The organism is Luteibacter sp. SG786 (assembly GCF_011759605.1).
Taxonomy (GTDB): Bacteria; Pseudomonadota; Gammaproteobacteria; order Xanthomonadales; family Rhodanobacteraceae; genus Luteibacter.
On the sequence record NZ_JAAOYX010000003.1, the window covers coordinates 755035 to 767591 of the forward strand.

Annotated in this window: 10 protein-coding genes and 1 riboswitch; of the genes, 6 read left to right on the forward strand and 4 right to left on the reverse strand. The window is 67.6% G+C overall.

Annotation, left to right across the window (positions count from 1 at the left end; all coding sequences use genetic code 11):
- The first annotated feature begins 85 nt into the window (after positions 1–85).
- A complete protein-coding gene (locus tag FHS47_RS19335; protein ID WP_167032158.1) occupies positions 86–1744 on the forward strand; it encodes an FAD-dependent oxidoreductase in 1659 nt (552 codons plus the stop codon).
- Positions 1745–1757: 13 nt separating this feature from the next.
- Here the strand turns inward: FHS47_RS19335 and FHS47_RS19340 are convergent, their stop codons facing one another.
- Entirely contained in the window at positions 1758–3359 is a 1602-nt protein-coding gene (locus tag FHS47_RS19340) for a peptide chain release factor 3 (protein ID WP_167032161.1), read from the reverse strand.
- Between the two features lie 277 nt (positions 3360–3636).
- A riboswitch (SAM riboswitch) is annotated at positions 3637–3749 on the forward strand.
- Positions 3750–3836: 87 nt separating this feature from the next.
- On the opposite strand from FHS47_RS19340, the gene FHS47_RS19345 reads away from it, so the two are divergent.
- From FHS47_RS19345 to FHS47_RS19355, 3 genes are read left to right on the forward strand one after another with little or no spacing between them, the layout of a single operon-like run.
- A complete protein-coding gene (locus FHS47_RS19345) occupies positions 3837–4874 on the forward strand; it encodes a homoserine O-succinyltransferase (RefSeq protein WP_167032164.1) in 1038 nt (345 codons plus the stop codon).
- Between the two features lie 3 nt (positions 4875–4877).
- Complete coding sequence (gene metB, locus FHS47_RS19350; protein ID WP_167032166.1) at positions 4878–6074, forward strand: cystathionine gamma-synthase; 1197 nt, start codon at positions 4878–4880, stop codon at positions 6072–6074.
- On the forward strand, positions 6071–7135 hold the full coding sequence (locus tag FHS47_RS19355; protein WP_167032169.1) for a homoserine dehydrogenase: 1065 nt from the start codon (positions 6071–6073) through the stop codon (positions 7133–7135). The genes metB and FHS47_RS19355 overlap by 4 nt, the downstream gene beginning before the upstream one ends.
- 150 nt (positions 7136–7285) lie before the next feature.
- On the opposite strand, the gene FHS47_RS19360 is transcribed toward FHS47_RS19355, so the two are convergent.
- Positions 7286–8956 (reverse strand): APC family permease, encoded by a 1671-nt coding sequence (locus FHS47_RS19360; protein ID WP_167032172.1) that lies wholly within the window; start codon positions 8954–8956, stop codon positions 7286–7288.
- Between the two features lie 160 nt (positions 8957–9116).
- On the opposite strand from FHS47_RS19360, the gene FHS47_RS19365 reads away from it, so the two are divergent.
- The gene (locus FHS47_RS19365) at positions 9117–9497 is read left to right on the forward strand and encodes a hypothetical protein (protein WP_167032175.1); all 381 of its coding nucleotides are present in this window, start codon (positions 9117–9119) and stop codon (positions 9495–9497) included.
- A 3-nt stretch (positions 9498–9500) separates the two neighbouring features.
- Here FHS47_RS19365 and FHS47_RS19370 read toward each other — a convergent pair whose 3' ends face one another.
- Positions 9501–10883, reverse strand: a complete 1383-nt coding sequence (locus FHS47_RS19370; RefSeq protein WP_167032179.1) for an L-serine ammonia-lyase — start codon at positions 10881–10883, stop codon at positions 9501–9503.
- Between the two features lie 78 nt (positions 10884–10961).
- Here FHS47_RS19370 and FHS47_RS19375 point away from each other — a divergent pair, with 78 nt between their 5' ends.
- Positions 10962–11186, forward strand: a complete 225-nt coding sequence (locus tag FHS47_RS19375; RefSeq protein WP_167032182.1) for a glutaredoxin family protein — start codon at positions 10962–10964, stop codon at positions 11184–11186.
- 9 nt (positions 11187–11195) lie between these two features.
- On the opposite strand, the gene FHS47_RS19380 is transcribed toward FHS47_RS19375, so the two are convergent.
- Entirely contained in the window at positions 11196–12488 is a 1293-nt protein-coding gene (locus FHS47_RS19380; RefSeq protein WP_343203535.1) for a GTP-binding protein, read from the reverse strand.
- Positions 12489–12557 lie beyond the last annotated feature (69 nt).

The window sequence follows — 12557 nt, forward strand, 5'->3', positions numbered from 1 at the left end:
GCATCATGGTGTTCCGATACAAGCCGCCCCGCTCCGGTTCCGTTAAGGTCCCTGGTTACCTATCCGCGTTCCTGGATCGACACCGATGGCCATTCCGCCCGACAACGACCCGTCCAGCCCGCAGAACCGGCGCGAGCAGACGTTCCCGCAGCTCAACGACGAGATGGCGGCGCGTCTGGTGAAATACGGTGTCGAGGAAATGGTGCCCGCGGGCACCGTGCTCTTCCGCCGGGGCGATCGGCGTATCGACTACTTTTTCGTGATCGAAGGCTGCATCGAGATCTACGACCTCGACAAGGACGGCCAGCCAAACGTGTTCGTGGTGCACGGTCCCAGCCAGTTCACCGGTGAGGTCGATCTGTTCAGCGAAAGGCAGGCCCTGGTGAATGGCCGCACAGGGGCTGACTCGCGACTCGTGCGCGTGGACCCCACGGCCTTCCGGAAGCTCGTTTCCGGGGAGCCGGACATCGGCGAGATCATCATGCGCGCGTTCATCCTGCGTCGCGTGGGCCTGATCCAGAGCGGGCAGGGCGGCGTGATTCTCGTCGGTTCCTCGCACGCCGCCGATACGATACGCCTGCGCAGCTTCCTCATCCGTAACGGCTACCCGTACCGGTTGCTCGACACCGACGTCGACGAGGACGCCGTGCACCTGCTGGACTGCCTGGGTGTCCGCCCGTCGGAATGCCCCGTGGTGGTCATGCCGGATCGCCGCGTGCTGCGTTGTCCCACCACCTCCCAACTGGCGGACGAACTCGGCATCACCATCCTGCTCGACGGCGATCACGTGCACGATGTGGCCGTGATCGGTGCGGGCCCGGCCGGGTTGGCGGCTGCCGTATATGCCGCGTCCGAAGGGCTGGACACGCTGGTGCTCGAAGCCCTGGCGCCGGGTGGCCAGGCCGGCACGAGTTCCAAGATCGAGAACTACCTCGGCTTTCCCACTGGCATCTCGGGCCAGGCCCTCGCGGGGCGTGCGCAGGTGCAGGCGATGAAATTCGGTGCGCACATGGCCATCGCGCGGTCGGTGCAGGGCATGGATTGCGCCAGGCACCCCTATCGCCTGCTGCTCGACGACGGCACATCGGTCAGCGCCCGCGCGGTGGTGGTGGCCACCGGCGCACGCTACCGCAAGCTGGACCACCTCGACTACGAGCGTTTCGAAGGCCAGGGTATCCACTACGCCGCCACCGCGATGGAAGCCACGCTCTGCGCCGGCGAGGAAGTGGTCGTGGTCGGCGGCGGCAACAGCGCCGGGCAGGCGGCGGTGTTCCTCGCCCGCACCGCCGCACACGTGCACATCCTGGTGCGCAGCGACGGGCTGGCCGCGACGATGTCCGATTACCTGGTGCAGCGTATCGCACAGTCGCCGCGGATCACGCTGCATACCCGCTGCCAGGTGGATCACCTGGACGGCGATGCTTACTTGCGCGAGGTGGGTTGGCGATGCGCGGACGGCGCGCAGAAGCGGATCAAGGCGGGCAGTCTGTTCGTCATGATTGGCGCGGAGCCCAACACCGCCTGGCTGGACGGCTGCCTCGACCTCGACCGGAAAGGGTTCGTGCTGACCGGGCGGGACGCGGACGGCTACGCCACGCCCTCACCCTTTGCCACCACGCTCCGTGGCGTGTTCGCCGTGGGCGACGTGCGCTCGGGTTCCATCAAGCGCGTGGCGTCCAGCGTGGGCGAAGGATCGGTGGTGGTGCAGGCCATCCACCGCTTCCTCAATCCATCGCCGATGTAGGCCCGCTTCGGGGCTAGACCTCGACCGAGGCCGCGTGTTCGCGCGTGGCCGAGAAGCGCACCGTTGGCCAGCGTTCCTGCGCGAGTTGCAGGTTAACGCGGGTGGGCGCCAGGTAGACCAGCTCGCCCGCGGCATCGATGGCGAGGTTGCCGGCGTTCTTCTCCCGGAACTCTTCCAGCTTCTTTGTGTCGTCGCAGTGGATCCAGCGTGCCGTGGCCACGCCCACCTGTTCGAACGTGGCGTCCACGTTGTATTCGTCCTTGAGGCGGTAGGCCACCACGTCGAACTGCAGCACGCCGACCGCACCGAGGATCAGGTCGTTCGACATCAGCGGCCGGAAGAACTGCGTGGCGCCTTCCTCCGACAACTGTGCCAAGCCCTTCTGCAGGGCCTTCATCTTCATGGGGTCGCGCAGGCGCGCACGCCGGAAGAGCTCGGGTGCGAAGTTGGGAATGCCGGTGAAGGAAAGCGGTTCGCCCTCGGTGAACGTGTCGCCGATGGTGATGGTGCCATGGTTGTGCAGGCCGATGACGTCGCCGGGATAGGCGCGCTCCACGATCTCGCGGTCGGAGGCCATGAAGGTGAGCGCGTTGGCGATGCGCACTTCCTTCCCGGTGCGCGTCTGCTGCATCTTCATGCCGGCGGTGTACGTGCCCGAGCACACGCGCATGAACGCCACGCGGTCGCGGTGGGCGGGGTCCATGTTTGCCTGGATCTTGAACACAAAGCCGGTCAGTTTCTCCTCTTCCGGCTTCACTTCCCGCGTGAGGGTGCTGCGCGGACGCGGGGAAGGCGCGTGCTCCACGAAGAAATCGAGAAGCAGCTGCACGCCGAAGTTGTTCACGGCGGAGCCGAAGAACACCGGTGTCTGCTTGCCGGCCAGATACGCCTCCACGTCGAACGGATTCGATGCGCCGAGCACGAGTTCCAGTTCCTCGCGCAGTTCGTCGAGCGCCGCCTGGCCGATCTTCGCGGCAAGTTCGGGATGGTCCAGGCCCTTGAAGATCGTGGAGTCCTGGCGGGTGAAGTTCTTGCCGGGCTCGAACACGTGCACCTCGTCCAACAGCACGTGGTACACGCCCTTCAGGCGCGAACCCATGCCGATGGGCCATGTCACCGGGGCACAGGCGATGCCGAGCACCGATTCAACCTCGTCGAGCAGATCGATCGGCGAGCGGCCTTCACGGTCGAGCTTGTTGATGAAGGTCATGATCGGCGTGTCGCGCAGGCGGCAGACCTCCATGAGCTTGATGGTGCGTTCCTCCACGCCCTTGGCGCAGTCGATGACCATGAGCGCCGAATCGACCGCCGTGAGCACGCGATAGGTGTCTTCCGAGAAGTCCGCGTGGCCCGGGGTGTCGAGCAGGTTCACGATCGCCTGGTTGTACGGGAACTGCATGACCGACGACGTGACCGAGATGCCGCGCTCCTTTTCCAGGGCCATCCAGTCCGAGGTGGCATGCCGTGCGGCCTTGCGGCTCTTCACCGATCCGGCCATCTGGATGGCGCCTCCGAACAGAAGGAGCTTCTCGGTCAGGGTGGTCTTGCCCGCATCGGGGTGGCTGACGATGGCGAAGCTGCGCCGGCGGCGGGTTTCGGTGAGGTGTGCGGACATCGGTCTGGGGTCGCTGATTCGGGCTAACCCCCTATTCTAGCAGGAATTTGCGGGCAGGACGGATCGCGCAGAGCGAGGATCGCAGACCGCCAGGATGCGAACGCTCCGTGTGGGAGCCGCTTCAGCGGCGATGGGTGCTCGCGGCAAGCCTGCCCGCTGCCGCGGGATCGCCGGCACAGCCGGCTCCCACAGGAGATGGCCCTTGTGGATCGAGATTGGACATCTGGACGTCTAAACGTCTGTTGACATGGCGGGCATCCGTGCGTATCGTCGGTTCCACTCATCGAGACCGGCTGAGGGACAGGCCCTTTGAAGCCGGGGCAACCTGCGGATTTCCGCGACGGTGCCAACTCCTGCGGGGCGTGTGTCACGCCAGCCGATAGATGGGAATGTCCGTTAGGGGCACGCGTTCGCGTACCCGTGGCGCAGGCAGACCTACCGGTTTCCGCAGGGGCTCGATCCCGACAGGAACCGGACATGCCAGCAGAGCCCGCCACCGTGATCTCCCTCTCCCCCGTGGCCACACCCGCCGCGTCTCGTCGTGCCTCCGACCTTACCGAGCAGCGCGGGACCCGACGCGTCGTCATTTCCCCTAAGTACGGCAGCGATCCCGTCGGGGTGGATGTGCGCTACCTGTGGTGCGGTGCGCCGGACGCCCCCACCGTCATCGTGCAGGGCGGCATCTCCGCCGATCGCGACGTATGCGCCGGCCGCGAGCGCAGCACGGGCTGGTGGGACGCTCTGGTGGCGGAAGGCGCCGCCATCGACCTGGCCGCCTGCCGTGTCCTTTCCATCGACTGGCTGGTGCCCGCCGACATCGACGGCGTGGCGTCGGTGTCGAGCGAAGACCAGGCGGCCGCGCTCGCCGCGCTGGTGGACGAGCTGGGCGTGGGCCGCGTACAGGCCTTCGTCGGATCGTCCTACGGCGCCATGGTGGGCCTCGCCTTCGGCGCCCTGTACCCCGGCAAGGTCAAGTCCCTGGTTCTCCTGGCAGGAGCGCATCGCCCGCACCCGCTCGCCACGGCGCAGCGCTCGGTGCAGCGCGGCATCGTACGGCTCGGACTCGCGTCGGGCCGCACCGGCGAGGCCCTCGCGCTCGCGCGCCAGCTCGCCATGACCACCTACCGCGGCAGCGAGGAATTCTCGCGCCGTTTCGCCGCCGGCCCCGAGCTTCGCGACGGTCGTTTCCACTTTCCCGTGGAGGACTATCTCGAACACGCCGGACGCCGCTTCGTCGAGAGGTTCGACCCCGAGCGCTTCCTTGCGCTGTCCGAATCGATCGACCTGCACGACGTCGTCCCGGAGCAGGTCACGGCGCCCGCCACGCTGGTCGGGTTCCCGTCCGACCGGCTCGTGCCGCTGGCCGATCTGTGCGAACTGCAGCGCCGTCTCGGTGGCACCGCCACGCTCGAAGTGCTGGATTCGCCCTTCGGACACGACGCCTTCCTCAAAGAAACCGTGCAGCTCGCGCCCGTGCTGCGTCAGGCACTCAACGACTGTTGCGGAGACCACTGAGCCATGACCGATTCCCGTCGTCCCTCGACCCGCGCCGTGCGCGCCGGCATCGAATGCGATACGCAGCATGGCGCGGTAGTGCCGCCGCTGCACCTGTCCACGAATTACACGTTCGAAGGCTTCGGCCGTAAGCGCGCTTACGACTACTCGCGCAGCGGCAACCCCACGCGCGACCTTCTCGCCGAAGCGCTTGCCGAACTCGAAGAGGGCGCGGGCGCGGTCGTCACGGGCACCGGCATGTCGGCGGTGGCGCTGGCGCTGGAACTCGTGCCGGCCGGCGCGCTCGTGCTCGCCGCCCATGATTGTTACGGCGGCACCTGGCGCCTGCTCGACGCGTGGGCGCGCAAGGGGCGCTTCCAGGTGCGCTTCGTCGACTTCACCGATCCGGCGGCGCTTGCCGACGGCCTGGCCGCGCGACCCGCGCTGGTCTGGATAGAGACGCCCTCGAATCCGCTGCTGCGCATTACCGACGTGCGCCATGTGGCGCAGGCTGCGCGTGCCGCCGGCGCGCTGACCGTGGTGGACAACACCTTCCTTTCCCCGGCGTTGCAGCAGCCGTTGAAGCTCGGTGCCGACATCGTCGTGCATTCCACCACGAAGTACATCAACGGCCACAGCGACGTGGTGGGCGGCGCGGTCGTCGCCGCCGATCCGGCGGTGGTCGAACAGCTCAAGTGGTGGGGCAACTGCAATGGCGTAACCGGCTCGCCGTTCGACAGCTACCTCACGCTGCGCGGCGTGCGCACGTTGTCCGTGCGCCTGCGGGCGCACGAAGAGAACGCGCGCCGCATCGCCAGCGTGCTGGACGGCCACGACGCCGTCGAGCAGGTCTACTACCCCGGTCTTGCCTCGCATCCCGGCCATACGCTGGCCCAGCGCCAACAGTATGGGTTCGGTGCCATGCTGAGCTTCGAGGTTGCCGGCGGCACCGATGCCATCGAAGCCTTCGTCGACGGCCTGCGCTACTTCTCGCTCGCGGAATCGCTGGGTGGGGTGGAAAGCCTCGTGGCGCACCCGGCCACGATGACGCACGCGGCCATGGCGCCGGAGGCGCGCCGGGTGGCCGGCATCGCCGACAACCTGTTGCGCCTGTCGGTCGGCATCGAGGACGGTGACGACCTCATCGAAGACATCGAGGCAGGGCTCGCACGCGCGGCCGCGGTCGCCTCGGCGGTCTCGAAACGCAAGGTCGGCGCATGAGCGCGGTCGCCATCGCTCCCGCAACGGAGGCTCCCTGTACGGCCGTGGTACTGCTCGGCACCGGCGTCGTGGGCCGCGCGTTGCTCACGTTGCTGGGCACCCCGGCCGCACGCTCCTTGCGCCTGGTAGGGGCGGCCAACTCGAAACGCCAGCATGTGCTCGCCGAGGGCGTCTCGCCCTCGGAGGTTTCGGAGCGGCTGGCGCGCGGTCGGGAAGAGCGCGACGATGCACCGTTGCTGGCGGCCCTGGACGCCACCGGCGCCGCTCGCAAGGTGGTCATCGACGCCACCGCCTGCGCCGTCGAGGCCAGCCGGCATCCCGAATGGCTGGCGGCCGGTTACCACGTCGTCACGGCGAACAAGGCGCTGGCCGGTGGCCCGTTGCCCGGCTGGCGTGCGCTGCAAAAGGCGGCCGCCGACGGCATGGTCTACGGCGATGCCGCCACCGTGGGGGCGGGCCTGCCGGTTCTCTCCACGCTGCGTCGCCTGCGGAGCTGCGGTGACAGCCTGCTCACCCTCGAGGGCGTTTTCTCCGGTTCCTTGTCATGGCTGTTCAACCAATACGACGGCAGCCGTCCATTCTCCGAGCTCCTGCGCGATGCGCGGCGCCTCGGTTTCACCGAGCCCGATCCTCGCTCGGATCTTTCCGGGGAAGACGTGGCGCGGAAATTGTTGATCATCGCGCGCAACGCGGGCTTCGCGCTGGGAAGCGACGAAGTGGAAGTGGAAAGCCTGGTGCCTGCCGCGCTGCGCGACGTGGGCACCGGCGAATTCCTCGACCGGCTTAACGAACTGGACGAGCCTCTGCGCAGTCGACATGCGGAAGCCAGGGCCAACGGCAAGGTGCTGCGCTACCTCGCGCGTCTCAACCAGCGCGGTCGCGCACGCGTGGGACTGGTGGAAGTCGCCCCCGATCACCCGGCGGCACGGCTCAGCGGCACCGACAACCAGTTCGCCCTCACCACCACGCGCTACCACGCCACGCCGCTGGTCATCCAGGGACCGGGCGCGGGTCCGGAAATCACGGCGCAGGCCCTGCTGGGCGACGTGCTCGCCCTTTGATCCGTCTAGGGTGTCTGGCTATCTGACTGCCGGCTTTGTGTGGGAGCCGCTTCAGCGGCGATGGGTGCTCGCGGCAAGCCGGCCCGCTGCCGCGGGATCGCCGGCATAGCCGGCTCCCACAAAAAAACCGCCCCGAGGGGCGGTTTCTTCTTAACGGTGGCCGGTGATCTTCTCGGCTTCGTCCGCACTGGGCGGGAGGTCCGGTTCGCCGGGCTCCAGGTCGTCGTGGTGGAAGCGTGCGGCCTCCACCATCGGCGTGCGCCAGCCCGTGGCGATGCCCCAGAAGTAGAAGATGGCGCCGATCACGGCGACCAGGGCGAGGTCGTAACCATAGGGAATGTAATCGCGGCCGCCGAACGTCTTGCTGCCGGCCCACGATACGAACGCGATGACGGGCAGGTAGACGATGAGCCACCAGGCGCCCTTCATGTGCTTGCCGAACTCTTCCCAGCCGCTCTTGGCGGTGTAATAGAAGTACAGCGGCAGCGCCACGACCATCAGGAGGATGATCTCGCCGGTCAGCGGCCACTTCGCCCAATAGAGCAGTTCCGTGGCGAATATGAAGGCCAGCGCGGCGAGCACCGGAAGCCCGGGAATGCGCAGCGGGCGCTTCAGTTCCGGCGCGGTGCGGCGAAGCGTCATGACGCTCACGGGGCCGGTGAGGTACGAGATGATGGTCGACACCGAGATCACCGCCGCCAGCGTGCCCCAGCCGCGGAAGAAGAACAGGAAGATGAAGCTGACGACGAGGTTGAGCCACATCGCCGGGCGCGGGATACCGAAACGCGGATGGATATGGCCGAAGATCTTCGGCAGGTGGCCGTTGCGTTCCATCGCGTAGATCATGCGTGCGGTGGTGGCCGTGTAAGTGGCGCCGGTTCCGCTCGGGCTCACGAACGCATCCGCATAGAGCAGGATGGCCATCCAGTTGATCATCAGCGCCGTGGCGAGCTGCGCGAAGGGCGACGCGTATTCGAGGCCGGCCCAGCCGTTGCCGAGCTGATCCGGCGGCACAGCGCCGATGAACGCGATCTGCAGCAGCACGTAGACCACCGTGGCCAGGAGGATCGAGCCGATGACCGCGAGCGGCACGCTGCGGCCCGGGTTGCGCGCTTCGCCCGCGAGGTTCACCGGGCTCTGGAAGCCGTTGAAGCTGAAGACGATGCCCGAGATGGCGACGGCGGTGAGGATCGACGAGATGTCGATCGCGTGCGTGCCCCCGTGCGCTCCGATGTCGAAGTTGCCCGGGTTGTAGCTGGTGGCGATGAGCGCGATGCCGGTGGCGGCGGGGACGACGAGCTTGAAGACGGTGATCGCCGTGTTGCTCTTGGCGAACAGCTTCACGCTCCAGAAGTTCAGGAAGAAGTACACCAGCACCAGCACCACTGCGATGGCCAGGCCGGGAGGCGTGAGTTCGCCGTGGCCGTTGGTCACCACGTACAGGTCTTTCGTCCAGGCCGCCCATTCCCACGGCCAGGACGCCATGTACTGGACTGAGGCTTCTGCCTCGACGGGGATCACCGAGACGATGGCGATCCAGTTCGCCCAGCCGGCGATAAAGCCGACGAGGGAGCCATGGGAATAGTGTCCATAGCGCACCATGCCGCCCGACTCGGGGAACATCGCGCCCAATTCCGCGTAGGTGAGGGCGATGAAGAGGATGATGACGGCGCCGATGATCCAGGCATAGATGGCGCCGGGGCCGGCGAGCTGGGCGGCGTGCCAGGCACCGAACAGCCAGCCTGAGCCGATGATCGAGCCCAGGCCGGTGAGCATGAGGGCAAAGGCGCCGACGTCGCGGCGGATAGCGCTATGAGACATGGTGACTCCGGTCGAACGGACAGGGCGGAAGCCCGGCCCAGGGCGGCACAAGGGCCGGATGATGACAGCCCTGGCCCGTCATGTCAGCCGGCGGCTGCCGTCCCCAACCGTCGTCGCGTCGATATACACTGACCGACGCGGTAGGGACGAAGGGGTTCGGATGCATTCGAGGTGGGTGGCCATTGGCATGTTGCTCGTTGCCTCGTCGGCATGCGGCGCCGCCGCAGCCGCGGAGCAATGGAGCGACAAAGGCCGTCTGGTCGATTCGGAGTCATACGACCGTACCGCCAAGGGTTTCTACTTCACGTTGTACCCCGGCGAGGACCCCGTCGAAGCCGTGCGGCGGTGCGCCATCGCCATGCGGGAACTCGGCCATCTGGCGTCGGTATCGTGCTTCGCCTATACGAGCAAGCAGCGTTTCGAGACCCGCCGCGGGAAATTGCGGGTGTGCTACACGGCCGTCGCCAACTGGTGGGGCGAGGACGAACCGGTGCGGGTGGAGACCGTGGATCGGCTGCCGAGGCTCTGCCCGGCGCGCTAGCAATCAGCACTCGATGACATTGACGGCAAGGCCGCCGCGCGAGGTTTCCTTGTACTTGTCCTTCATGTCGCGGCCGGTGTCGCGCATGGTGGCGATGACCTTGTCGAGCGAGACGTGGTGCTTGCCATCGCTCTTGAGTGCCATGCGGCTTGCGTTGATCGCCTTCACCGCGCCCATGGCATTGCGTTCGATACAGGGAATCTGAACCAGGCCGCCGATGGGGTCGCAGGTGAGGCCGAGGTTGTGTTCCATGCCGATCTCGGCGGCGTTCTCCACCTGGGTGACGGAACCGCCCAAGGCCGCCGCAAGACCGCCCGCGGCCATCGAACACGCCACGCCCACCTCGCCCTGGCAGCCGACCTCGGCGCCGGAAATCGAGGCGTTTTCCTTGTAGAGGATACCGATGGCACCGGCCGTGAGCAGGAATTCGACCACGCCCTCTTCCGAGGCACTCGGGCAGAAGTGCCGGTAGTAGTGGAGCACCGCGGGCACGATCCCGGCGGCGCCGTTGGTCGGCGCCGTGACGACGCTGCCGCCGGCGGCGTTTTCCTCGTTCACGGCGAGCGCGTAGAGATTCACCCAGTCCAGGATGGTGAGCGGATCGCGCAGCGCCGCTTCCGGCTGGGCGCGCAGCTCCGCGGCCATGGCGGGCGCACGGCGGTTCACCTTCAGACCGCCGGGCAGGACGCCGGGGGAGCGCAGGCCGCGTGCCACGCAGTCCTGCATGGCCTTCCATATCCTGAGGAGGCCGGCGCGGGTGTCGGCTTCCGGGCGCCAGATGCTTTCGTTGCGCATCATCAGCTGCGCGATGGTGAGACCGTGCTCCTTGCACAGCGACATGAGCTCGTCGCCGGTGGAGAACGGGTAGGGCTGTTCGCTCGTATCGGCCACGATGCGGTCTTCCGCCGCCTCGTCGGGATTGACCACGAAACCACCGCCCACCGAATAGTAGTCGCGGGTAGCCAGCTCGTTGCCGTCCGCGTCATAGGCGGAAAAGCGCATGCCGTTCGTGTGGAACGGAAGCTTCTGGCGCTTGTTGAAGACAAGGTCGCCCTTCTCGTCGAACGGGATCTCGTGGCGCCCCAGGATGCGGATGCGCTTGTTCGACCGAATGCGTTCGAGCGTGGCGGGAATCGTGTCAGGGTCGACGCGGTCGGGCCATTCGCCCTCAAAACCCAGCAGCACGGCCTTGTCGGTGCCGTGGCCGCGGCCGGTCATGGCCAGCGAGCCGAACAGTTCGCAGCGCACGCGCGCCACGCGCTCGAGAACGCCTTTTTCCTCCAGCCAGTGTTCGGCGAAGCGCGCGCCGGCGCGCATCGGGCCCACGGTATGGGACGAGGACGGGCCGATGCCGATCTTGAAGAGGTCGAAAACGCTGACTGCCATGGGCTTGGGGAGACGTTGGCTATGGGAGGTGACCGGTTATTCTACGCCCCCGCGTCCCGCGACCCCATACACACGCGAATGTCCCGTTTCGTCCTTTTCCAGCGCGACGACTGCCACCTTTGCGATCAGGCCCTGGCCCTGCTGGCGGAGGCCGGTTTTCCGGATTTCGATTCGGCCTGGATCGACGACGACGAGGCGCTGGAGGCGCGTTACGGCACACGCGTGCCGGTGCTGCGGCGAAACGACGGAGCGGAACTGGACTGGCCGTTCGATGTGGCGGCGGTCCAGGCTTTCGCCCTGTAGGGCGCGCTCCTACGGGGCGCGGCGGGTTTTCAGCCGCCGCAGGATTTCCTCGCGCGCCTCGCGCAGGATCGAATCGCGATCGAGTGCCGCCACGACACCGGCCACGGCGCGCTTCGCACCGTGTTCGCCCCAGGACTTGCCCGATATCAGGTAATGCTCCGCGGCACGGCCAATCAGGACGGTGGCATACCATCCCAACGCCCCCTGGGCCGCGGCGGTGACCACGACGGACAAGCCGCCGCTCAGACCCTTCAGCGCCGATGCCACCAGCTGCACGCCCCACACCGCGCCCATCAGCGCAGCCAGCTGCGTGGTGATGACGGCGACGAGGCGGCCCGATTCGCTGCGCGTGAGGGGCAGGCCGTAGACACGCCCGAGCTGGACCACCATCGCGGCGTCCAGCCCGCCCGCCAGGAGCAGATCCGCGACGGGGACGGGATTCAGGGCGACGGCCATCGCCTTGGCGATGCAGTACTGGCGGATGACTCGGCTGGCCACCTCGCGCCGGGCGGCTGCGATGCGTTCGCTCACCTGATCCGTGAGCCGTCCCGCGAAAAGCCCGGCGTTGATCGCGGACAGCGCCTTGCCCTCGCGTTTCGCGATGGCGAGCAGGCGGTCCCTCAGGGCCGCAACGTCGGGAGGCCGCGGCATGCTGCTTCGCCGTTCGTGTCCTTCGGCGTCCACTTCCACGACGTCGCGCGCCGCTGGCCGCGCCGCCACGGCCATCACGTCCTCGGGAGCGACCAGCCCGGCGGCGTGCTCGCGCAGGCGCGACAGCAGGCCCTCCCGCTCGTCTTCGCCGTAACGGTCGGACTTGTTGAGCACGAGCAGCAGCGGTCGCTTCGTCGTCGACAGCGCGCGCAGCGCGTCGCGTTCCTCGCGGGTGAGGTCGCCATCGGCGACGAACACGATGAGATCGCAGACTTCGGCGACCTCGAAGGCCAGCTTTTCACGCGCCTCGCCGCCGAGTTCGTTGATACCGGGGGTGTCGATCAGTGTGAGCCCCGCGGCGGCGGCTTCGTCCAGTCGCGCCGCGTCGGCGTCGGTGGTAGTGCCGTGCAACACGCCGACAGCGAATGCGTCGCGTCCGAGGAGGGCGTTGCCCAGCGCGGATTTGCCGGCGGATACGCGGCCGAACACGGCCACGTGCAATTCCTCGTTCTCCAACCGGTCGAGCATGCGTTCGACACGCTGGAAATCCGCCGCCATCGCTTCGCGCACGTCGGCAGGGATCGAGGGATCGGCAAGCAGATCGCGCAGGCTGGCTGCCACCGCGCCGCCCCGCTCGTCGGACGCGGGCACGTCATCGCCACCGCGCCGGAAGCGCGAGGCGATGCCACGCAGGCGTTCGCGCCAGTCCACCGTGCGCCG

Bases quoted from the DNA above. Each gene is read 5' to 3' on its own strand.
- FHS47_RS19345 (WP_167032164.1), top strand. From the start codon at position 3,837: ATGCCAGCAGAGCCCGCCACCGTGATCTCCCTCTCCCCCGTGGCCACA.
- metB (WP_167032166.1), top strand. From the start codon at position 4,878: ATGACCGATTCCCGTCGTCCCTCGACCCGCGCCGTGCGCGCCGGCATC.
- FHS47_RS19360 (WP_167032172.1), bottom strand. From the start codon at position 8,956: ATGTCTCATAGCGCTATCCGCCGCGACGTCGGCGCCTTTGCCCTCATG.
- FHS47_RS19375 (WP_167032182.1), top strand. From the start codon at position 10,962: ATGTCCCGTTTCGTCCTTTTCCAGCGCGACGACTGCCACCTTTGCGAT.
- FHS47_RS19335 (WP_167032158.1), top strand. From the start codon at position 86: ATGGCCATTCCGCCCGACAACGACCCGTCCAGCCCGCAGAACCGGCGC.
- FHS47_RS19365 (WP_167032175.1), top strand. From the start codon at position 9,117: ATGCATTCGAGGTGGGTGGCCATTGGCATGTTGCTCGTTGCCTCGTCG.
- FHS47_RS19355 (WP_167032169.1), top strand. From the start codon at position 6,071: ATGAGCGCGGTCGCCATCGCTCCCGCAACGGAGGCTCCCTGTACGGCC.
- FHS47_RS19340 (WP_167032161.1), bottom strand. From the start codon at position 3,359: ATGTCCGCACACCTCACCGAAACCCGCCGCCGGCGCAGCTTCGCCATC.
- FHS47_RS19370 (WP_167032179.1), bottom strand. From the start codon at position 10,883: ATGGCAGTCAGCGTTTTCGACCTCTTCAAGATCGGCATCGGCCCGTCC.